Genomic DNA, 20,627 nt, shown 5'->3' with positions numbered 1-20,627 from the left:
CGGGCATCAGTGGCCACCGTCACGCAGTGTCAGGCTCGGTCTCCAGGCGGGCGCGCTCGGCCTTCGCCTCGTCCACCTTCCGTCCGAAGTGGACGGACGCCCACCACAGCCCGGCGAAGCAGACGCCGAGGAAGTACATGGCCGGGACCACCGAACCGGAGGCGATCAGGGCCAGTTGGAGCGCCCAGCCCAGCGGCACACCGCCCCGTCGCGTCAACGCGCCGCACAGCAGCAGACACAGCGCCATGGCCACACCGCACACCGTCCAGACGGTGCCCGCGGACAGATCGCTCGTACGCATCGCGACGAGGCCGGCGAAGCCGATCACGAAGAACTCGCCGAGCAGTGTGCTCGCGCAGAGGGTGCGCACTACCGCTCCCTTCCCAGCAGCAGCCGGGCCTCGCCGGCGGTGATGACGGAACCGGTGACCAGGACGCCCGCTCCCGCGTACTCGTCCTCGGACTCGGCGAGCGTGATCGCCTCCTCGAGGGCGCTGTCGAGCCGGGGCTCGACCTGCACGCGCTCCTCACCGAAGACCTCGACCGCGACGGCCGCCAGAGCGTCGACATCCATCGCGCGGGGCGTGGAGTTTCGGGTCAGCACCACTTCCGCCAAGATCGGTTCGAAGGCTTCGAGCAGGCCGCGTACATCCTTGTCGCTGCTGGGGCCGATGACGCCTACAAGGCGGCTGAAACTGAACGCTTCGCCGACCGCCTCCGCGGTGGCGCGGGCGCCCGCCGGGTTGTGCGCGGCGTCGAGGAGGACGGCGGGGCTGCTGCGCACCAGCTCCAGCCGCCCCGGTGAGGAGACCGACGCGAAGGCCTGCCGGACGATGTCGGCATCGAGGGTGCCGCCCTCGGCCGTCTGCCGGGTACCGACGCCGAAGAACGCCTCGACGGCGGTGAGCGCCACGGCGGCGTTGTGCGCCATGTGCGCGCCGTGCATGGGCAGGAAGATCTCCGGATACTCGCCGGCCAGCCCGCGAAGGGTGATCAACTGCCCGCCGACGGCCACCTCTCGGGCGACCACGCCGAACTCCAGACCCTCCCGTGCCACCGTGGCGCCCTCCGCGGCGGCCCGCTTCAGTACGACGGAGGCCGCCTCGACGGGCTGCTGGGCGAGGACGACGGCGGCGTCCTTCTTGACGATTCCGGACTTCTCGCCGGCGATCTTCTCCGGGGTGTCTCCGAGCCGGGCGACGTGGTCCAGGGAGATGGGGGTGATGACGGAGACGCCGGCGTCGATCACGTTGGTGGCGTCCCAGCTTCCGCCCATGCCGACCTCGACGACGGCGACGTCCACGGGGGCGTCGGCGAAGGCCGCGTAGGCCATGCCCGTCAGCATCTCGAAGAAGGAGAGGCGGTGGGGCTGCGCCGCGTCGACCATCTCCGCGAACGGTTTGACGTCCTCGTACGCCTCGATGAAGCGCTCCGCACTGACGGGTGCGCCGTCGACGCTGATCCGCTCGGTAATCGACTGGACGTGCGGCGAGGTGTAGCGGCCGGTGCGCAGGTCGAAGGCGCTGAGCAGTGCCTCGATCATGCGTGCGGTGCTGGTCTTGCCGTTCGTACCAGTGATGTGGATGGACGGGTAGGCGCGCTGGGGCTCGCCCATCACGTCCATCAGAGCCCTGATGCGTTCCAGGGAGGGGTCGAGCTTGGTCTCGGGCCAGCGGCCCATCAGCTCCGCCTCCACCGCCCGCAGCGCGCGGTCCGTCTCCGGGTCCTCGGGCCTGGCCGGTACGACGTCGGCCTGCGGTGGCCCGGCCTGGGCGCGGAGGGTGCGGCTGCCCGCCTCGATGACCGCGAGATCGGGGTCGCGGTCGGTCTCGGCGCCGATGATCTCCTCGAACTCGGAGGGTGCGGTGTTGCCGTTCTCCTCGTCGGGGTTCTCGCCGGGGTCTGGCTCGGGGGGCTGGGGCTGGTCACTCACGGGGACCAGTCTACGTAGGGCGGCGGTGCCGCCTTCAGCCGACGGTGCCCTGGGCTCCGGGCCGGGCCCGGACCCCAGGGCTGCGGCCGGCCGCCGAGTCGCAAGGGGCGCGCGGGCCCTCGGCGTCCCGGTGGCCGCTTGGCCGCTTGGCCGTTTGGCCGCTACTCGCCGCGCAGGCGCTCCAGTTGCTGCTGGAGGCGTGCGATGTCGGACTCGGCGGTGGACTGGCGTTCACGGATCTTCCCGACCACATGATCGGGGGCCTTCGCCAGGAAGCCCTCGTTCCCCAGCTTCGCCGTGGTCTGACGCAGCTCCTTCTCGGCGGCGCCAAGGTCCTTCGTCAGGCGCTTGCGCTCCGCGTCGACGTCGATGACGCCGGAGAGGTCCAGCTCCACGGTGCCGCCCGCGACGGGCAGCGACGCCGTGGCGTGGAAGCCCTCGCCCTCGGGCTGGAGCCGCAGCAGCTGCCGCATCGCGTCCTCGTGGGACGCCAGCGGGGACCCCGTGAGGCTGAGCCGCGCCGGGACCCGCTGCCCCGGCTGGAGGCCCTGGTCGGCACGGAATCGCCGGACCTCGGTGACGGCGTCCTGGAGCGTGGCGATCTCCCGCTCGGCCTCCGCGTCCCGGAAACCCGAGTCGGCGGGCCAGGACGTGACGACGACGGAGTCGCCGCCCGTCAGTGTCGTCCACAGAGACTCGGTGACGAACGGGACGACGGGGTGCAGCAGCCGCAGCATCACGTCGAGCACCTCGCCGAGGACGCGGCGGGAGACCTCGGCGGGCCGTCCGCCGGCGGCGAAGGTGGTCTTGGACAGCTCGACATACCAGTCGAAGACCTCGTCCCACGCGAAGTGGCGGAGCGCGTCCGAGAGTTTGGCGAACTGGTAGTCGTCGTAGTAGCCGTCGACCTCGGAGACGACGGAGCCCAGCCGGGAGAGGATCCACCTGTCCGTGGCGCCGAGTTCGGCCGGCTCAGGGAGCGGTCCGCTGACGGTCGCGCCGTTCATCAGGGCGAAACGCGTGGCGTTCCAGATCTTGTTGGCGAAGTTGCGGGACGCCTTGACCCAGTCCTCGCCGATCGGCACGTCGGCGCCGGGGTTGGCGCCGCTGGTGAGCGTGAAGCGGACGGCGTCGGCGCCGTAGGCGTTCATCCAGTCCAGCGGGTCCACCGAGTTGGGGTTGGACTTGGACATCTTCTTGCCGTGGTCGTCACGGACCAGCCCGGTCAGGGCGATCGTGTGGAACGGGGCCTCGCCGTCCATCGCGTACAGCCCGAACATCATCATCCTGGCGACCCAGAAGAAGATGATGTCGTGCCCGGTGAGCAGCACGTCCGTTTGATAGAACTTCGCCAGATCCGGGGTCTGTTCGGGCCAGCCCAGGGTGGAGAAGGGCCACAGGCCGGACGAGAACCAGGTGTCCAGGACATCCGGGTCCTGCGTCCAGCCCTCACCGGAAGGGGGCTGCTCGTCCGGGCCGAGGCAGCGGACCTCGCCGTCGGGCCCGTACCAGACGGGGATGCGGTGGCCCCACCACAGCTGGCGCGAGATGCACCAGTCGAGCATGTTGTCGACCCAGTCGAAGTAGCGTGCCGACATCTCGGCCGGGTGGATCTTCACGCGGCCGTCGCGCACCGCGTCGCCGGCCGCCTGCGCCAGCGGGCCGACGCCGACCCACCACTGCATCGAGAGCCGCGGCTCGATCGTCGTCTTGCAGCGCGAGCAGTGCCCGACGCTGTGTGTGTACGGGCGCTTCTCGGCCGTGATGCGGCCCTGTTCACGCAGGGCGGCGACGATCGAGGAGCGCGCCTCGAAGCGGTCGAGGCCCTCGAACGGGCCGTGCGCCGTGATCACACCGCGCTCGTCCATGACCGTCAGCGCCGGCAGGTCGTGCCGCTGGCCGATGGCGAAGTCGTTCGGATCGTGGGCCGGGGTGACCTTGACGGCACCGGAGCCGAACTCCGGGTCCACGTGCTCGTCGGCGACGACGGGGATGCTGCGGTCCGTCAGCGGCAGCTTGATGTGCCGGCCGAGCAGATGTGCGTACCGCCGGTCGTCCGGGTGGACGGCGACGGCGGTGTCGCCGAGCATCGTCTCGGCACGGGTCGTGGCGACGACCACGGAGTCGTCCGCGCCGTCGCCTCCGCCGTAGCGGATGGAGACCAACTCGCCGTCGTCCTCCTGGTATTCCACCTCGATGTCGGAGATGGCGGTCAGACACCGCGGGCACCAGTTGATGATCCGCTCGGCCCGGTAGATCAGCCCGTCGTCGTACATCTGCTTGAAGACGGTCTGGACGGCGCGCGAGAGGCCCTCGTCCATCGTGAAGCGCTCACGCGTCCAGTCGACGCCGTCGCCGAGGCGGCGCATCTGGCCGAGGATCTTGCCGCCGTACTCCTCCTTCCACTGCCAGACGCGCTCGACGAACTCCTCACGCCCCAAGTCCTGCCGGGACTTGCCCTCTTCGGCGAGCTGCTGCTCGACCTTGTTCTGCGTGGCGATGCCCGCGTGGTCCATGCCCGGCAGCCACAGCGACTCGTAGCCCTGCATGCGCTTGCGGCGGGTGAGGGCGTCCATCAGCGTGTGCTGGAAGGCATGGCCGAGATGGAGCGAGCCCGTGACGTTCGGTGGCGGGATGACGATCGTGTACGGCTGCTTGTCGCTCTTGGCGTCCGCCTCGAAGTAACCGCGAGCTACCCAGCGCTCGTACAGCTCCTCCTCCACCTCGGCCGGTGCGTACTGCGTCGGCAGGTCTGCGGGGGCTGCTGCGTTCGGCCCTCGGGAGTCGGGGCGCTGCGATGAGTTCTCGGTCACGACGGCAGTGTACGGGCGGCAATGTCGCAGTCTCGAATCGGTTTGGGGACCGGTGCAGCACCCGCTTGGGACGTCCGACAGGATGTACGCGGACCGCGCGAGCGCTAGCGCGGCGGCGTCGTCACACGACGCACATCAAACGGAGGGGAAGCGCCGCAATGAGTCAGAACCAGCCTGGGCCTTACGGACAGCAGCCGCCCCCGCCCGGACCGTACGGACAGCCGCCGCAGGGCCCGAATCCGTACGCGCAGGGCGCTCCGGGCGGCGCGCAGGGGCAGCCCGGCTACGGGTACCCGCAGCAGCCGCCCGGTCCGCCGCCCGGACAGCCGGGGGCGCCCGCACAGCCGGGTTACGGCTTCCCGCAGCAGCCGGGCCAGCCGGGCCTTTACGGCCAGCCCGGCCCGTACGGACAGCCGGGGCCGCCGATGCCGCCCTCGGGGGGCGGGATGGCAGGCAAGACGGTCGCCATCGTCGTCGGTTCGCTGGTGATCGTCGGCCTCGTGATCGGCGGCATCTTCCTGTTCGGGGGTGTGGGAGGCGGCGGATCGACGGTCGCCGGCGACGGCAAGAAGTACAAGCTGACGTCGCCGCAGACGGTCGCCGGCGAATACCAGAAGGACAGCGCGGGCACCACGAACGAGATGACGCAGTCGGAGCTCTCCGAGTTCGAGAAGGCGGGCGTCGGCGACCCCAAGAACGAGTACGGCTCGTACAAGTCGGGCAGCGGCGTTTCTGCGAAGCAGATGAACTTCCAGGGCGTCTGGGGCGAGGTCGAGGACCCGGAGGGCACCGTCGACACCGCCTTCGCGAAGATGGCTGAGGACAGCGAGAAGAACGCGGAGCGCACCGGCCGCAAGGCCGAACTGGTCGGCAGCCCCGAGAAGGTGGAGCCGGCCGGTCTCGACGACGACACCGTGATGAAGTGCCAGGTCATCAAGGTCTCTCTGGGCGTCTCCACTTCCAACACCTCGGAGCTCAAGGCGCCGCTGTGCATGTGGGGCGACCACAGCACAGTGGCGATGGTGTCGGCGCAGGACGGCGCGGCGGTGCTCACCGGCAAGAGCATGACGACCGACCAGGTCGCGGAGCTGGCGAAGAAGCTGCGCGACGACGCACGGGTCGAGATCAAGTAGCCCGCAGGGGCAGCCTGAGGGGGTGCCCGGCCCGGTGAGCCGGGCACCCCGTCGCCCGACCGAGGAGAAGCAAGCGATGAGTGACAGTCAGCCGGGCCCGTACGGACAGGAGCGGCCGGAGTCTCCCGGCGCACCGCCCCCCGCACAGCACGGCGGCGACGACGACGGCCGCAAGCCCGGCACCAGCCGGCGCAACACCGCGATAGCCGCTGCCGCGGTCGTCGTCGTGGGTGCCCTCGTCGGCGGCTGGTTCGTACTCGGCTCACCCGGCGACCCTGAGCACCGGCTCACGACGCCCAGGACGGTCGCCGGCGAGTACGAGCGTGACGGCAAGGGCGAGAAGGGCGACGGCAAGGCCTTCGGCAGCAAGAAGGTCCCCGGGATGACGAGCAACGCGGACGTCAGCGCCGAGTACAAGTCCGGCGCCGGCAAGAAGCTGCAACTCGGCGGCGCCTACGGCTCCGTGGAGAATCCGGACAAGGCCGTCGACTGGGTCTTCCAGCAGACCGCCAAGTCGCTGAAGACCGAGACGGGCGCGAAGGCCGAGGGCAGGCTGCAGAAGTTCAAGCCGTCCGCCTTCGACGGCGACGTACTCAAGTGCCAGGAGTACAAGATCTCCAACATGAGCCTGGCCATGTGCAGTTGGGCCGACTCCAGCACCGTCGGCACGGTCTCGTCGATGATCCTCACGAGTGACGGGACGTCGACGAAGCCCGTGGACCTGAAGTCGACGGCTGCACTGACCGCGAAGGTGCGCAAGGACGCTCTCGTCGAGGCCGGCTGACCCAGGACGGTTTCGGTTCCGACGCGACGACGTGAGGGGCGCCCGGCACAGTGCCGGGCGCCCCTCCACGTTCAGACCTCTCGGGCCGGCCGGCCGCTGCCCCGCGGCCGCCGTCACCTCATGCGCTCTTCTCGTGCCGCTCCTGCTCGTTGCCGCGCGAACGGGGCACGAGCGTCGGGTTCACATTCGAGTGGACGACCTCTTCGGTGATCACGACGCGCTCGACGTCCTTGCGGGACGGCACCTCGTACATCACCGACATCAGGACCTCTTCCATGATGGCGCGCAGGCCGCGCGCTCCCGTCCCCCGCAGAATCGCCTGGTCGGCGATCGCTTCGAGCGCGGGACGGTCGAAGTCCAGCTCCACACCGTCGAGTTCGAACAGGCGCTGGTACTGCTTGACGAGCGCGTTGCGCGGCTCCATCAGGATCTGCAGCAACGCCTCGCGGTCGAGGTTGTGCACGCTCGTCATCACCGGCAGACGGCCGATGAACTCCGGGATCATCCCGAACTTCACCAGGTCCTCAGGCATGACGTCCTCGAACTGGTTGCTGTCCTCGATCTCGCGCTTGGAGCGGATGGTGGCGCCGAAGCCGATGCCCTTCGCCCCGGCGCGCGACTCGATGATCTTCTCCAGCCCGGCGAAGGCACCGCCCACGATGAACAGCACGTTCGTCGTGTCGATCTGGATGAACTCCTGGTGCGGGTGCTTCCGTCCGCCCTGCGGCGGCACCGAGGCCGTCGTGCCCTCGAGGATCTTCAGCAGCGCCTGCTGGACGCCCTCGCCGGAGACGTCGCGCGTGATCGACGGATTCTCGCTCTTGCGGGCGACCTTGTCGATCTCGTCGATGTAGATGATCCCCGTCTCGGCCTTCTTGACGTCATAGTCAGCGGCCTGGATCAGCTTCAGCAGGATGTTCTCGACGTCCTCACCGACGTACCCCGCCTCCGTCAGCGCGGTGGCGTCCGCGATCGCGAAGGGGACGTTGAGCATGCGGGCGAGGGTCTGGGCCAGCAGCGTCTTGCCGGAACCGGTGGGGCCGAGCAGCAGGATGTTGGACTTCGCCAGCTCGATGCCGTCGTCCCGGCCCTGCGCGCCGCCGTTCTCGCCGGCCTGCACCCGCTTGTAGTGGTTGTAGACCGCCACCGAGAGGGCCTTCTTGGCTGCCTCCTGGCCGACCACGTAACCCTCGAGGAACTCCGAGATCTCGCGGGGCTTGGGCAGCTCGTCCCAGCGCACCTCCGAGGACTCGGCGAGCTCCTCCTCGATGATCTCGTTGCACAGGTCGATGCACTCGTCGCAGATGTACACCCCTGGGCCTGCGATCAGCTTCTTCACCTGCTTCTGGCTCTTTCCGCAGAACGAGCACTTGAGCAGATCGCCGCCATCACCGATGCGTGCCACGAGGTGCTTCCCCTTCGCCTGGGACCGGTCCATCAGCCGTCGGACCGAGGTACGTGCTCTGACGACGGTACCCTGCCGAGCCGTCGATTTGGGCCCCCCTTGGGACGACTCGGTCGAGGCGTCCCAAGGGGTAACGTCACGTGGGCCGGAGTCAGACTCCCATGCCGACCGACGACTTGCGGGTGGAGACGATCTGGTCGATCAGCCCGTACTCGAGCGACTCCTCGGCCGTGAGGATCTTGTCGCGCTCGATGTCGTCGCGGATCGTCTCGATCTCCTTGGTGGAGTGCTTCGCCAGCATCTCCTCCAGCTGGACACGCATGCGCTGGATCTCGTTCGCGGCGATCTCCAGGTCCGAGACCTGACCGCGGCCCGTCTCGCTGTAGGGCTGGTGGATCAGGATGCGTGCGTTGGGAAGCGCCATCCGCTTGCCGGGGGTGCCGGCCGCGAGCAGCACGGCGGCGGCGGAGGCCGCCTGGCCCATGCAGACCGTCTGGATGTCCGGCTTCACGAACTGCATGGTGTCGTAGATCGCCGTGAGCGCCGTGAAGGAGCCGCCGGGCGAGTTGATGTACAGCGAGATGTCACGGTCCGGATCCATCGACTCCAGGCACAGCAGCTGCGCCATGATGTCGTTGGCCGAGGCGTCGTCGATCTGGACGCCGAGGAAGATCACGCGCTCCTCGAAGAGCTTCGCGTACGGGTCGTACTCGCGCACACCCTGCGAGGTGCGCTCCACGAAGCGCGGAACGATGTAGCGGGACTCGGGCTGCGGGCCCGTGAAGCGGCCCTCGGAGGCGTAGGTGCTCTCCGCGCCGGGGCGGCCGCCGGGGGCGGGGAGTCCGGAAGAATTCGTCATCGGAGCCTTCTCCTGGTGATGGGCTGACTGCGGTCGCTGCGCTGTTGCTGAGCCTGCTGTCCTGCGGCGCGGCTCACGCACCCGTACCGCCGCCTCCCGGAAGCTGTGCAGCCCTGCCGTACACCTCGTCGATCAGGCCGTAGTCCTTGGCCTCCTCGGCGGAGAACCAGCGGTCGCGGTCCGCGTCACGGGTCCACTGCTCGATGGTCTGGCCGGTGTGCTGGGCAGAGAGCTCCGCCATCTTCTTCTTCGTACGCAGCAGCTGCTCGGCGTGGATCTTGATGTCCGAGGCGGAGCCGGCCAGACCAGCGGAGGGCTGGTGGATCAGGATGTCCGCGTTCGGCAGCGCGAAGCGCTTGCCGTGGGTGCCGGCGCTCAGCAGGAACTGGCCCATCGAAGCGGCGAGGCCCATCGCGATGGTGACCACGTCGTTCTTGATGTACTGCATGGTGTCGTAGATCGCCATGCCGGCCTGGATCGAGCCACCGGGGCTGTTGATGTAAAGGAAGATGTCCTTGTCCGGGTCGGCTGCCAGGAGCAGCAACTGAGCGGTGATCTGGTTTGCGATCTCGTCGTCCACGGGCTGGCCGAGGAAGATGATCCGCTCGTTGAGCAGCCGGTTGTAGACCTGGTCGCCGAGGCCACCACCAATCTGCTCACCGGCGGCCGAAGGCATCGGAAGCGTCACGTGTCCACCTGCTCGTGTCCGGACGGTAGCCGAAGGCGTGCCGTCTCTGGGGTCTTCATGCACTTGGGACCCTAACGCGCGGCACCGGCGGAGCCATCCCGGATCAGGAGCTGTTCGCTGTCAGCGCAGGTCCCACAGGCCCTCTGTGCAGCCCGGAAGCCCGCGCACCGAAGGGTGCGCGGGCCCGCGTGCTTACCGCCGCGGTGCGTGCTGCGGAAGGGCGCGGAGAGGACGGAGGTCAGCTCTCCGACTTCTTCTCCTGCTCCTCGCCGGAGCCCTGCTCCTCGGTCTCCCCGGCGTCCGCCGCGGCGGCCTGCGCCGGCTCCCCGCCGGCTTCGGCGTCCGCACCGGTTTCGACCGTCTCGGCGGTCTCGTCCTCGTCGTCCAGGTCGACCGCCTCGCCGTTGGTGTCCTTGACGGTGGCCTTCTCAACGACGGTCGCCAGCGCCTTGCCGCGGGCCACCTCGCCGACGAGCATCGGCACCTGGCCGCCCTCGACGACGGCCTGCGCGAACTGGTCCGGGCTCATACCGGAGGACTGTGCACGGCGCATCAGGTGCTCGGTCAGCTCTTCCTGGCTGACGTTGAGCTTCTCGGTGCTGACCAGCTCGTCGAGGACGAACTGGGTGCGGATGCCCTTCTCCGCCTGCTCCTTGAGCTCGGCGTCGAAGTCCTCCTCGGACTTCTCCTGCATCTGCAGATACGTCGCCAGGTCGAGGCCCATCTGACCGAGCTGGTTGTTGACGAGGTTGTCCTTGCGGGTGCCGACCTCTTCCGCGAGGAGCTTGTCCGGGACGGGGACCTCGACGAGTTCGAGGAGTGCGTCGAGCACCTTCTCCTGTGCCTCGGTGGCCTGCTCGTACTTCTTCTGCTGTCCGAGGCGCTTGCGGCTGTCCTCGCGCAGCTCCTCAAGGGTGTCGAACTCGCTTGCCAGCTGGGCGAAGTCGTCGTCCAGGGCGGGCAGTTCACGCGCGGAGACCGTCTCGACCTTCACCGAGACCTCGGCCTCCTTGCCGGCGGCGGAGCCGCCCTTGAGCTCGGAGGTGAAGGTGGCTTCGCCACCGGCCTCGAGGCCGGTGACGGCGTCGTCGATGCCTTCGAGAAGCTCGCCCGAGCCGATCGTGTAGTCGATGCCCTCGGCGACGCCGTCCTCGAGGACCTCGCCGTCGACCTTCGCCTGCAGGTCGACCTTGACCACGTCGCCCTCGGCCGCGGCGCGCTCGACGAGCGTGGTGGAGGCGAAGCGCTCACGAAGCTGCTCGACGGACTTGTCCACCTCCTCGTCGGAGACCTCGGCGGCCTCGACCTCGACCTCGATGCCCGAGTAGTCCGGGATCTCGATCTCGGGGCGGATGTCGACCTCGGCGGTGAAAGCCAGGAGCTCGTTGTCCTTCAGGTCGGTGATGTCGACCTCGGGCTGGCCGAGCGGGTTGAGCTCGCCCTCTTCGACAGCCGACTGGTAGAGCTTCGGAAGCGCGTCGTTGACGGCTTCCTCCAGCACCGCGCCGCGTCCGAACCGCTGGTCGATCACCCGGGCAGGGATCTTGCCCTTGCGGAAACCCGGGACGGTGACCTGCTGGTTGATCTTCTTGTACGCCGCGTCGAGGCTGTCCTTGAGCTCCTCGAAGGGCACCTCGACTGTGAGCCGAACCCGGGTGGGGTTCAGGGTCTCCACGGCGCTCTTCACGGTCGGTCTCCTTGGGGCTGACTGCTTGGGGATTTCACGCTCTGCCGGGCGCCCCGCAAACGGCTCGGAATCCGGACACGACACAGGCTCGCGCGTCTTGCATAGTACGTGGTCGGGGTGGCCGGATTCGAACCGACGACCTTCCGCTCCCAAAGCGGACGCGCTACCAAGCTGCGCCACACCCCGTCGGTGCGACACGTAGAGTACATGCACTACGATGCACTCCGTGCCGCTCCGAGCGTCCTTCCGGCCAAGGCCGTGACGACGCCGGATTCACGGCCTGGAATCCCGTCACCGACGTATATGGGGCGGGGCACTTGCGGGCGTAGCTCAATGGTAGAGCCCTGGTCTTCCAAACCAGCTACGCGGGTTCGATTCCCGTCGCCCGCTCGGAAAGCGCGAAGGGCCGGTCCCCGGTGGGGCCGGCCCTTCGGCGTGCACCGAGTCCTCGGTGCCGGTGTGCACTTGTGACTGCGCGGCCGGGCTGCGCGGTGCGGGCGCGCGGGGCGCGGACGCCCGGGCAGCTCAGAAACTGATCTGGTTGACCATGTCCGCAAGCGAGTTCATGAACCGGTTGACGGACGGCGCTATGTCGGTCGAGGCCAGGAAGAAGCCGAAGAGCACCGCCACGATGGCGGGCCCAGCCTTGATCGACCCACCCCGGATCATCACCACCAGGATGACTGCCAACAGCAGCACCACAGACAGTGAAATGGCCACAACTGATCACACCCTCGCGGTCGGAACGCCTCACGGCCGAGGGGCCCGTCGCCACCACTGCCCCCGCCGCGGACCATCGTGCCACCAAGTCGCGTGCGCGTGGAGCTGGGTGACGAATCATCGGCCATGGGACCTTCCCCGGTCGTTGCGGTTCTCCCCCGCGCGCACACCCTCTACACGCCCCGGGCACACTCGTGACGCATCTCCCACCGCGTGCCGGGGCGTATTACGTACGGAAATTCGGGACGCGCCACACCGATCAATGCGCTGCGCAGCGGTAATGCAACATGTGCAAGAGCGCGCCATGACTCCGCGCCATCGCCGGCGCGAATTGGCCGCGCACGGCCGGGTGTTGTGGAGTCGATCACAACGGGTTCCGGAAACGGTATGACCGGGAAGCAATCAAGCCCCGATGGGGCTGCAGACCAGCTGTCGGCGTGGCGTCCGAGTGTCCGGTTATGACGGACATGTCGCAGCAGAACACCCTGTCGGAGGGGCATCGCCGCAGGAAATCCTGGCTGACGGACGTATGTCGAAAACTGTTCCGGGTAGGCGTGTTGGAATCTCGCCAAGAATTTACGCCTCGCAGGTTTGACCGCTAAGGTGCGACAGATGTTGCACGCTGGTTATGAGCGGGCACCGCTCCCCCCGGTCCGCCAGGAGTCCCCCTCCGCGACGAGTGACGCGTCCGCGGAGCCGCCGGCCAAGGTCAAGAAAAAGCCCGCGGACCAGCGGGACCCCTTTCTCGACAACGCGAAGTACCTCACGATCGTGCTCGTCGCGATCGGGCACGTGTGGGATCCCCTGCGCGACGACAGCCGCATGGCCGGCGCGCTCTACTTCGTGCTCTACGCCTTCCACATGCCGGCGTTCATCATCGTCTCCGGCTACCTCTCGCGCAGCTTCGAGGGCAAGCCCCGGCAGATCAAGCGGCTCGTGACCGGCGTGCTCGTGCCGTATGTGGTCTTCCAGACGGTCTACACCTTCTTCATGCGGTGGGCCAGCGACAACCCCGACCGGGAGTTCAAGTACCAGGAGCCGGGCTTCGCACTGTGGTTCCTCGTCGCCCTCTTCCTGTGGCGGCTGACCACCCCGCTGTGGAAGAGCCTGCGCTGGCCGCTGCCCGTCGCCCTGGCCATCGCGGTCGCCGCCGGGGTCACGCCCAGCATCAACAGCGACCTGAACCTGATGCGGGTTGCCACCTTCCTGCCGTACTTCGTGCTCGGCCTCCAACTGCGGCCCGAGCACTTCCAGATCATCAAGCGGCGCAGGTTCCGGCTGATGGCGCTGCCGGTCTTCGCCGGGGCACTGCTGGTCGCCTACTGGGCCGTGCCCCGGATGTCCAAGGGCTGGTTCCTGCACGACAAGGCCTCGCAGGAGCTCGGGGCGCCCGCATGGGTCGGCGGTGTGATGACGCTCGCCACCTTCGGCTGCGGGCTCGTGCTGACCGCCGCTTTCCTCGCGCTGGTGCCTCGACGGCACATGTGGTTCACGAGCCTCGGCGCCGGCACGCTGTACGCGTATCTGATCCACGTCTACCCGATCAAGATCTCGCGTGAGTTCGAGTGGTACGACATGGAGTGGGTCGACCATCCCGTCAGCCGCGTGGTGATCACGTTGATGGCCGCGGCGATGATGACCGTCCTGTGCACCTGGCCCGTACGCCGCGCCTTCCGTTTCGTCATGGAGCCGAAGATGGAGTGGTTCTTCAGGCGGGACGCGGGCGAACAGGCACGCGCACGCGAGAAGGGTTCCGCGGCCGCGCACACGCCGGGTCATGCGGCTCCCGCACCGCCGGTCACGCCCGCGGCTCCGGAGGGGCCGGAGCAGTCCGGCTCGAAGGAGTTCGCCCGGTCCGGTTCGTCCTCGTCGTACGGGACGTCCGCCACGGGATCGCACAGCGGGAGCGGCGGCGGCAAGCACGCCAGGTAGGCGGACGCCGCACGCGGGCACCACGCCCGCACAGAGTCGGACGGGAACACTGCGCAGGGCCGGGCCTACGGGGCCGGCCCTGGCGGCTGTTCCGTACCAACCGGTCCCGACCCCGGCGCCCGGCGCGCACCCCGTGGTGGACCGCGCACCCGCGGACCGCGGACGTCTCCCGGCGGCTCAGCCGCGGCAGAGCAGGAGCAGTGCGCGGTCGTCGTTGACGTCCCGCGCCACCGTCTCTATCAGGTGCCAGGCGGCACCGTGGAAGCCGGAGGCCACGTGGCGGTCGGCCTCGCCGGTGAGCCGGTCGATTCCGTCCGCCAGATCCCGCTCGGAGGTCTCGACGAGGCCGTCTGTGAACAGCATCAGTACGTCACCGTGGAGCAGCGTCCCCTTCACGGGGTCGAACTGAGCTCCCTCGTAGACGCCGAGCAGAGGGCCCTCGCCCGACTTCTCCTCCCACTTGCCGGTGCCCGCGCCCCGCTGAAGGGCGGGCACGTGACCCGCCGAGAAGAGTTCGTAGTCGCCGCTGTCCAGGTCGAGGACGAGATGCACGGACGTGGCGAAGCCCTCGTCCCAGTCCTGCCGGAGCAGATAGGCGTTGGCGGCGGGCAGGAAGGCGTGCGGGGGCAGGGACCCCAGCAGGCCCCCGAAGGCTCCGGAGAGCAGCAGCGCCCGCGAGCCCGCGTCCATGCCCTTCCCCGACACGTCCGTCAGCACGACCTCGAGGGTGCGCTCCCCCGTGCCGGTGCGCGCTGCGACGACGAAGTCGCCCGAGAAGGACTGCCCGCCGGCGGGCCGCAGCGCCATCTCGCGGTGCCAGCCGCGCGGAAGCCTGGGCAGCTTGCTCTGTACGCGGATGCGTTCGCGAAGGTCGAAGAGCATCGTGCCGCCGCGCCGCCACGGGACGCCGACCCGGCTGCGGAACTGGGCGATCAGCAGGCCGGACAGCCCGGCGGTGGCCACGACCAGGATCGTGCCGGGCGTGACCCGGCCGGCGCCGTCCTGGTACGGGCCCAGCATCGCGGACTCCACGATGAGGGCGCCCGCGGCCGACGCGTAGAGCGCCAGGAGACTGGCCGGGCGCAGCAGCAGGCCGCCGGCGATGAGCGGCATCACGAGCGCTTCCGGGGCGGCCCACAGCGGCATCATCACGGTCAGCACGGTCAGCGCCGGAATCGTGAGAAGCAGCGCACTGAAGGCGAGCCAGTCGGAGACGCCGCCTCGGAAATAGTCGACGGCGGAACGGCGCAGCCCTGTCCGAGCCCGGTGCCACGCTCTTCGCGCCTTGTGCAACCGGGCCTTGGGGGGTGTGAGGCTCGGACGACGTACCGCCATGCAGAAGGACCTTATCGAGCCTTTGACCAGTGCGTCGATTCCGTTCACGAGGTGCACGAACGACGGAACGTGCATACGCACGTGCACTTGCCTCCCGGGGCGCGGAAATATGTTCGCTCTTTCTCAAAGCCCCTGCTAGAGAAGGCGCATGACCACAGAGTTGCGCCGGCTGCGCCGGTCCGAATGGGACCTCTGGTACGACGGAATTCTTCGCGCTTTCGGAGTCGCCGGAGACCTCGACCGGGAGCTGTACCGGGAGTTGACCGAAATCGACCGGTCGGTCGGTGCGTGGGACGGCGGTGAAATCGTCGGCTCGTCGAGCCTGATCTCCTTCCGTATGACCGTGCCCGGCAGTGCGGCCGTACCGGTGGCGGGCCTGTCGATGGTGACAGTGGCGGCCACGCACCGGCGTCGCGGAATCCTCCGTTCCATGATGCGGAGGCAGTTGGACGAGATCCGGGCTGCCGGAGTGGAGCCGCTCTCGGTCCTCACGGCCTCCGAACCGGGCATCTACGGACGGTTCGGTTACGGCATGGCGACGCGCAAGCTCGACGCCGACATCGAAACCCACCGGGTCGCTCTGGACGTGCCGCCGGAGTCGGACCGTCTGCGGCTGCGGATCGTGAACGATCCGGTGTCCGTGCTCGACGCGTGTGAGGCCGTCTACGCCCGCCGGGTCCCCGAGCGGGCGGGGATGCTGGAGCGCCGGCCGGGCTGGGAGCGCCAGCCGCTGAAGGACCCGCCGGCAGGGCGCGAGGGCACCACCGCGCCGGCCTGTCTGCTGGCGGAGGACGAGAAGGGCGAGGTGCGCGGCTATGCGCGGTACGCCCTCAAGTCCGGCGGCGACGACCACGGCGCCCCGGACGGCCAGGTGGTGCTGCGCGATCTGGAGGCGCTGGACACCGCCGCGTACGGGGCCCTGTGGCGCTGTCTCTTCGACATGGATCTGATGCGGGTGCTGCGCGTACGCAACCGTCCCGTCGACGACGCCTGGCTGCACATGGTGGGCGACAGCGTGCGGCTGTGCCGGCCGCGCTGGCGGGACTCGCTGTTCGCGCGGCCGGTGGAGGTGGGGGCGGCCCTGGCGGCGCGTACGTACAGCGGGCCCGTCGATGTGGTCCTCGATGTGGAGGACGCCTTCTGCCCCTGGAACGAGGGCCGTTGGCGGCTCTCGGGCGACGGCGGGGGCGCGACGTGCGAGCGTACCGGCGATTCGGCTGAACTTGCGCTGTCCGTACGGGAGTTGGGCGCCGCCTATCTGGGCGGGACCTCGCTGCGGGCGCTCGCCTCGGCGGGCCGGGTACGGGAGTTGCGCGAGGGCGCGCTGGCCGCGGCGTCCAGCGCCTTCGCGACGGATGTGGCGCCGTGGCTGCCGCACGGCTTCTGATGACGTGGCGGTTCTGAAGGGACGGAGCCGCCGGCTGGCGCCTGCGGGCGCGGGTGGGCGGAACGGGGCGGCCGGATCGGGCGGTCAGGCCGGCTGGCAGGCGGGGCACCAGAAGAGGTTGCGCGCCGCCAGCCCGGCCGTGCGGACCGGCTCACCGCAGACGTGGCACTCCATCCCGGCCCGCCGGTAGACGTACACCTCGCCGCCGTGGTCGTCGACCCGCGGGGCGCGCCCCATGGCTTCCGGAGTGTGGTGGGGGCGCACGGTGTCGATGCGGTTGTTGCGCACGCCCTCATGCATCAACTCGACGAGGTCGGCCCATACCGCGTCCCACTCCGTGCGGCTGAGGCCGCGCCCCGGGCGGTACGGGTCGATGCCGTGCCGGAAGAGCACCTCGGCACGGTAGACGTTGCCGACGCCCGCGACGATCTTCTGGTCCATCAGCAGTGCCGCGATGGTGGTGCGGCTGCGGGAGACGCGTGACCAGGCGTCCTCGGGATCGGCGTCCTCGCGCAGCGGATCGGGGCCGAGCCTGTCCTCGACCGCGAGCTTCTCGGCCTCGGTGATCAGCTCGCAGCGGGTCGGGCCGCGCAGATCGGCGTATACGCCTCCGCCGTCGTCACCGTCACCGTCACCGTCGATTCTCAGCCGTACCTGCCCGACGGGCGCGGGCGCCGGACCCGTACCGAAGGTGAACTTGCCGTACAGGCCGAGGTGTACGTGCACCCAGCCCGCCCCGTCGAAGCCGAGGAAGAGGTGCTTGCCGTGGGCGTCGGCCTCCGCGAGGACCTGCCCGTCGACCAGGCCGGCTCCGTCGGAGAACTTGCCCTGCGGGCTGGCGGCCCGCACCTTGCGGCCGCCGAAGCCCGCCCGGAAGTCCTGGGCGAGCCGGTGGACCGTGTGCCCCTCGGGCATGCGGTCAGGACTCCGGGTGGTGTGGCGGCACGGACGGCAGCTGCCCCGTGACCTCGTACGCGGAGAGCATGTCGATGCGGCGCTCGTGCCGCTCCCCTTGCGAGAAGGGCGTGGCCAGGAACGTCTCCACGAACTTCAGCGCCTCGTCCGTGGTGTGCATCCGCGCGCCGATGCTGACCACGTTGGCGTTGTTGTGCTCGCGCGCCAGCGACGCCGTCTCCTCGCTCCAGGCCAGCGCGCAACGCACGCCCCTGACCTTGTTCGCGGCCATCTGCTCGCCGTTGCCGGAGCCTCCGACGACGATGCCGAAGGCCTCGCTGTCATGCGCCGTGCGCTCGGCGGCGCGCAGGCAGAAGGGCGGGTAGTCGTCGGCCGCGTCGTAGATGTGAGGGCCGCAGTCGACGGGCTCGTGCCCGGCCGACCGCAGCCACTCGACGAGGCGGTTCTTGAGTTCGTAGCCGGCATGATCGGAGCCGAGGTACACGCGCATGGCGCCGAGTCTATGACGCACCGCCGGAGGGCTCGGCACCGGGCGTGACCTCGGACGACGGCGTCGTCAGCCGCGGCGGCCCGCCAGCTTCCAGGCGCCCGGCAGCGCGATCATCGCGAGCACCGCTTTGAGCAGGTCCCCGACGAGGAAGGGCACCAGACCCGCCGCGACCGCCTCGGACGGCGACATGCCGGTGGCGACGGCGAGGTAGGGCACGCCCACCGCGTACGTCAGGGCCATGCCGGCGGCCATCGTCCCGGCCGTGCGCAGCGGCCCCCGGTCACCGCCGCGCCGTGCCAGGGCGCCCACGACGGTGGCGGCGAGCAGCATCCCGAGCACGTAGCCGAACGACGGCATCGCCACGCCCGAGGAAGCCTCGGCGAACCACGGCATCCCGGCCGCTCCCGCCAGCGTGTACAGCGCCATGGCGAGGAAGCCGCGGCGTGCGCCGAGCCCGGCGCCGACGAGGAGCGCCGCGAAGGTCTGCCCGGTGACGGGGACCGGCGATCCCGGTACGGGAACGGCGAGTTGGGCCGCGAGGCCGGTCAGCGCGGCACCGCCGAGAACCAGGACCGCGTCGCGTATGTACGCGCGGGGCCCGGCGACGGAGGCCGGGGCCGGGGTGAGCACATCGGCGAGAACGGTGCCGGGGCGGGGGTCGGCGGCGGGTGTGAGGGCGCTCATCGGGCGGCTCCGAGTTGTTTGTCGTTACGGATGTCGGTGCGGATGTCGGTGTGGATGTCCGTACGGATGTCCGTACCGAGGTCGGTACGGATGTGTTCGGGGTGCGAACCGTTCGACGCTAGCCGAAGCCGCGCCGGAGCGATGTGAGCGGTCAGACAGCGCTCGCGCCCGGGAGCCCCCGAACCCACGGCCCTGCACCTCCGCCGCCGCGGAACACCGTTCGCTTGAGCCCCCCTTGAGCGGTCCGTCCACGGGCCGCCTGATCAGCCGTGCGGGCCCGCTGCGAGACTGGATTACCGCTACAACGACCACCCGCAGTCTTTCTCAGGAACGGCCTTTCATGACGCGCACCGAGCTGTCCGACGCGCCACCTCCCAGCCCTGGAGGGTCCAGAACCGACCAGGGGCAGTCGGCTCTTTCCCACGGCCTCAAGCAGCGCCATCTGTCCATGATCGCCCTCGGCGGTGTGATCGGGGCCGGGCTCTTCGTGGGCTCCGGCGCGGGGATCGCCGCCGCCGGTCCGTCGATCGTCCTCGCCTACGCGGCGTCAGGTCTGCTCGTCATGCTCGTGATGCGCATGCTGGGCGAGATGTCGGCGGCGAACCCGGCGTCGGGGTCCTTCTCCGTACACGCGGAGCGCGCGCTCGGACCGTGGGCCGGATTCACGGCGGGCTGGATCTACTGGGTGCTGCTGTGCGTCGCGATCGCGACCGAGGCGACGGCGGCCGCGGACATCGCCACGCAGTGGCTGCCGGGCACCGAACCGTGGATGTGGGTCGCGCTGTTCATGGCGCTGTTCTGCCTGACGAACCTCGTGGCCGTACGCAACTTCGGTGAGACCGAGTTCTGGTTCGCGGCGCTGAAGATCTTCGCGATCACGGCCTTCCTGCTGCTGGGCGCGATCGCCGTCGCCGGCCTGCTGCCGGGCGTCGACGCTCCCGGCACGGCCAACCTCACCGGCGAGGGCGGCTTCCTGCCCACCGGCACGAACGGCCTCGTCGTCGGCCTGCTCGCCTCCGTCTTCGCCTATGGCGGCCTGGAGACGGTGACCATCGCCGCCGCCGAGTCCGAGGACCCGGTCAGGGGCGTCGCCAAGGCGGTGCGCACGGCGGTGTGGCGGATCGCCGTCTTCTACGTGGGCTCGATGCTCGTGATCGTCACGCTGATCCCGTGGGACGACAAGTCGGTGGTCGCAGGCCCGTACGCAGCCGTGCTCGACCACATCGGCATCCCGGCCGCGGCCCAGGTCATGAACATCGTGGTGCTGGTCGCGCTGCTGTCCGCGATGAACGCCAACATCTACGGTGCCTCCCGCATGGCCTTCTCCCTCATCGCCCGCGGCCAGGGCCCGGGATTCCTCGGGAAGGTCAGCGCGAGCGGGGTGCCGCGCGCGGCCGTCGTCGCCTCGTCCGTCTTCGGCTTCGCCGCGGTGCTGCTGAACTTCTGGTGGCCGGACACGGTCTTCCAGTGGCTGCTGAACACGGTCGGCGCCGCGACGCTCGTGGTGTGGGGCTTCATCGCGGTCTCCCAACTGGTCAGCAGGCGCCGCCTGGAACGCGAGGCGCCGGAAAAGCTCGTGGTGAAGATGTGGGGCTTCCCGGTGCTGACGGTGATCGCGCTGCTGGGCATCCTCGCCGTGCTCGTACTGATGCTGCGCGAGGGCGACACCCGTACGCAGCTGGCCTTCACCGGCTGCCTGACCGTCGTGCTGATCGCGACGGGCCTGGCCCGGCAGAAGGCGCGGCCGCGCGGCGGCGACCAAGCGGACGGCGCGGACCCCGCGAACGGCTCCGGCGGCGCGGACCGCGGGAACGGCGCGGACGGCTCCACCGGCACGAAGCCGGGTGGCGGCGCGAGCTGACG

Annotated in this window: 18 protein-coding genes and 2 tRNA genes; 6 read left to right on the top strand and 14 right to left on the bottom strand. The window is 69.6% G+C overall.

Annotated features, from left to right (window positions below; translation table 11 throughout):
* Window positions 1-19: 19 nt before the first annotated feature.
* The 3 genes from ACSMXX_RS22575 to ACSMXX_RS22565 all read right to left on the bottom strand — a co-directional run bounded on the left by ACSMXX_RS22575 (window position 20) and on the right by ACSMXX_RS22565 (window position 4,745).
* Complete coding sequence (locus ACSMXX_RS22575) at window positions 20-370, bottom strand: DUF4233 domain-containing protein (RefSeq protein ID WP_473180515.1); 351 nt, start codon at window positions 368-370, stop codon at window positions 20-22.
* Entirely contained in the window at window positions 370-1,932 is a 1,563-nt protein-coding gene (gene folC, locus ACSMXX_RS22570; protein WP_473180514.1) for a bifunctional tetrahydrofolate synthase/dihydrofolate synthase, read from the bottom strand. Before folC ends, ACSMXX_RS22575 begins: the two co-directional genes overlap by 1 nt.
* Window positions 1,933-2,093: 161 nt before the next feature.
* The gene (locus ACSMXX_RS22565; RefSeq protein ID WP_473180513.1) at window positions 2,094-4,745 is read right to left on the bottom strand and encodes a valine--tRNA ligase; all 2,652 of its coding nucleotides are present in this window, start codon (window positions 4,743-4,745) and stop codon (window positions 2,094-2,096) included.
* Between the two features lie 158 nt (window positions 4,746-4,903).
* Here ACSMXX_RS22565 and ACSMXX_RS22560 point away from each other — a divergent pair, with 158 nt between their 5' ends.
* A complete protein-coding gene (locus tag ACSMXX_RS22560; RefSeq protein WP_473180512.1) occupies window positions 4,904-5,878 on the top strand; it encodes a hypothetical protein in 975 nt (324 codons plus the stop codon).
* Window positions 5,879-5,954: 76 nt separating this feature from the next.
* Window positions 5,955-6,662, top strand: coding sequence for a hypothetical protein (locus ACSMXX_RS22555; RefSeq protein ID WP_473180511.1), 708 nt, complete (start codon window positions 5,955-5,957; stop codon window positions 6,660-6,662).
* Between the two features lie 118 nt (window positions 6,663-6,780).
* Here the strand turns inward: ACSMXX_RS22555 and clpX are convergent, their stop codons facing one another.
* The 5 genes from clpX to ACSMXX_RS22530 all read right to left on the bottom strand — a co-directional run bounded on the left by clpX (window position 6,781) and on the right by ACSMXX_RS22530 (window position 11,487).
* Window positions 6,781-8,067: an ATP-dependent Clp protease ATP-binding subunit ClpX gene (clpX, locus tag ACSMXX_RS22550; RefSeq protein WP_473180510.1), complete on the bottom strand. Its 1,287-nt coding sequence runs from the start codon at window positions 8,065-8,067 to the stop codon at window positions 6,781-6,783.
* 151 nt (window positions 8,068-8,218) lie between these two features.
* Entirely contained in the window at window positions 8,219-8,926 is a 708-nt protein-coding gene (locus ACSMXX_RS22545; RefSeq protein ID WP_473180509.1) for an ATP-dependent Clp protease proteolytic subunit, read from the bottom strand.
* Window positions 8,927-8,999: 73 nt separating this feature from the next.
* Window positions 9,000-9,602 (bottom strand): ATP-dependent Clp protease proteolytic subunit, encoded by a 603-nt coding sequence (locus tag ACSMXX_RS22540; protein ID WP_473184914.1) that lies wholly within the window; start codon window positions 9,600-9,602, stop codon window positions 9,000-9,002.
* Between the two features lie 250 nt (window positions 9,603-9,852).
* Window positions 9,853-11,301, bottom strand: coding sequence for a trigger factor (gene tig, locus ACSMXX_RS22535; RefSeq protein WP_473180508.1), 1,449 nt, complete (start codon window positions 11,299-11,301; stop codon window positions 9,853-9,855).
* A 109-nt stretch (window positions 11,302-11,410) separates the two neighbouring features.
* A tRNA-Pro gene (locus ACSMXX_RS22530) sits at window positions 11,411-11,487 on the bottom strand.
* Between the two features lie 133 nt (window positions 11,488-11,620).
* On the opposite strand from ACSMXX_RS22530, the gene ACSMXX_RS22525 reads away from it, so the two are divergent.
* Window positions 11,621-11,691: transfer RNA gene (locus ACSMXX_RS22525), tRNA-Gly, on the top strand.
* A gap of 135 nt (window positions 11,692-11,826) precedes the next feature.
* Here ACSMXX_RS22525 and ACSMXX_RS22520 read toward each other — a convergent pair.
* Window positions 11,827-12,021, bottom strand: a complete 195-nt coding sequence (locus tag ACSMXX_RS22520; protein ID WP_055485007.1) for a hypothetical protein — start codon at window positions 12,019-12,021, stop codon at window positions 11,827-11,829.
* A 612-nt stretch (window positions 12,022-12,633) separates the two neighbouring features.
* Here ACSMXX_RS22520 and ACSMXX_RS22515 point away from each other — a divergent pair.
* The gene (locus tag ACSMXX_RS22515) at window positions 12,634-13,953 is read left to right on the top strand and encodes an acyltransferase family protein (RefSeq protein ID WP_473180507.1); all 1,320 of its coding nucleotides are present in this window, start codon (window positions 12,634-12,636) and stop codon (window positions 13,951-13,953) included.
* Window positions 13,954-14,130: 177 nt separating this feature from the next.
* Here ACSMXX_RS22515 and ACSMXX_RS22510 read toward each other — a convergent pair whose 3' ends face one another.
* Window positions 14,131-15,288 carry a SpoIIE family protein phosphatase gene (locus ACSMXX_RS22510; RefSeq protein ID WP_473184913.1) on the bottom strand — a complete coding sequence of 386 codons (1,158 nt, stop codon included), beginning with the start codon at window positions 15,286-15,288 and terminating at the stop codon, window positions 14,131-14,133.
* A 148-nt stretch (window positions 15,289-15,436) separates the two neighbouring features.
* Between ACSMXX_RS22510 and ACSMXX_RS22505 the strand changes: the two genes are divergently transcribed.
* Window positions 15,437-16,675, top strand: coding sequence for a GNAT family N-acetyltransferase (locus tag ACSMXX_RS22505; RefSeq protein ID WP_473180506.1), 1,239 nt, complete (start codon window positions 15,437-15,439; stop codon window positions 16,673-16,675).
* A gap of 84 nt (window positions 16,676-16,759) precedes the next feature.
* On the opposite strand, the gene ACSMXX_RS22500 is transcribed toward ACSMXX_RS22505, so the two are convergent.
* From ACSMXX_RS22500 to ACSMXX_RS22485, 4 genes are all read right to left on the bottom strand, one after another.
* On the bottom strand, window positions 16,760-17,590 hold the full coding sequence (locus tag ACSMXX_RS22500; RefSeq protein ID WP_473180505.1) for an Fpg/Nei family DNA glycosylase: 831 nt from the start codon (window positions 17,588-17,590) through the stop codon (window positions 16,760-16,762).
* A gap of 4 nt (window positions 17,591-17,594) precedes the next feature.
* On the bottom strand, window positions 17,595-18,080 hold the full coding sequence (locus ACSMXX_RS22495) for a ribose-5-phosphate isomerase (protein WP_473180504.1): 486 nt from the start codon (window positions 18,078-18,080) through the stop codon (window positions 17,595-17,597).
* Window positions 18,081-18,146: 66 nt separating this feature from the next.
* The gene (locus ACSMXX_RS22490) at window positions 18,147-18,764 is read right to left on the bottom strand and encodes a biotin transporter BioY (RefSeq protein ID WP_473180503.1); all 618 of its coding nucleotides are present in this window, start codon (window positions 18,762-18,764) and stop codon (window positions 18,147-18,149) included.
* Window positions 18,761-18,952: a hypothetical protein gene (locus ACSMXX_RS22485; RefSeq protein ID WP_473180502.1), complete on the bottom strand. Its 192-nt coding sequence runs from the start codon at window positions 18,950-18,952 to the stop codon at window positions 18,761-18,763. Before ACSMXX_RS22485 ends, ACSMXX_RS22490 begins: the two co-directional genes overlap by 4 nt.
* A gap of 152 nt (window positions 18,953-19,104) precedes the next feature.
* Here ACSMXX_RS22485 and ACSMXX_RS22480 point away from each other — a divergent pair, with 152 nt between their 5' ends.
* Window positions 19,105-20,625 (top strand): amino acid permease, encoded by a 1,521-nt coding sequence (locus tag ACSMXX_RS22480; RefSeq protein WP_473180501.1) that lies wholly within the window; start codon window positions 19,105-19,107, stop codon window positions 20,623-20,625.
* Window positions 20,626-20,627 lie beyond the last annotated feature (2 nt).

It is taken from the genome of Streptomyces sp. DSM 116795, assembly GCF_055792905.1.
The sequence above is the reverse complement of the archived record's forward strand: the minus strand, read 5'-3'. Positions and strand labels throughout refer to the sequence as shown.

Coding starts and splice junctions, on each gene's coding strand:
- ACSMXX_RS22495 (WP_473180504.1), bottom strand. CDS start 18,080: ATGCGCGTGTACCTCGGCTCCGATCATGCCGGCTACGAACTCAAGAAC.
- ACSMXX_RS22515 (WP_473180507.1), top strand. CDS start 12,634: ATGTTGCACGCTGGTTATGAGCGGGCACCGCTCCCCCCGGTCCGCCAG.
- ACSMXX_RS22490 (WP_473180503.1), bottom strand. CDS start 18,764: ATGAGCGCCCTCACACCCGCCGCCGACCCCCGCCCCGGCACCGTTCTC.
- ACSMXX_RS22555 (WP_473180511.1), top strand. CDS start 5,955: ATGAGTGACAGTCAGCCGGGCCCGTACGGACAGGAGCGGCCGGAGTCT.
- ACSMXX_RS22545 (WP_473180509.1), bottom strand. CDS start 8,926: ATGACGAATTCTTCCGGACTCCCCGCCCCCGGCGGCCGCCCCGGCGCG.
- ACSMXX_RS22560 (WP_473180512.1), top strand. CDS start 4,904: ATGAGTCAGAACCAGCCTGGGCCTTACGGACAGCAGCCGCCCCCGCCC.
- ACSMXX_RS22510 (WP_473184913.1), bottom strand. CDS start 15,288: ATGGCGGTACGTCGTCCGAGCCTCACACCCCCCAAGGCCCGGTTGCAC.
- ACSMXX_RS22540 (WP_473184914.1), bottom strand. CDS start 9,602: ATGCCTTCGGCCGCCGGTGAGCAGATTGGTGGTGGCCTCGGCGACCAG.
- ACSMXX_RS22505 (WP_473180506.1), top strand. CDS start 15,437: ATGACCACAGAGTTGCGCCGGCTGCGCCGGTCCGAATGGGACCTCTGG.
- ACSMXX_RS22500 (WP_473180505.1), bottom strand. CDS start 17,590: ATGCCCGAGGGGCACACGGTCCACCGGCTCGCCCAGGACTTCCGGGCG.
- ACSMXX_RS22480 (WP_473180501.1), top strand. CDS start 19,105: ATGACGCGCACCGAGCTGTCCGACGCGCCACCTCCCAGCCCTGGAGGG.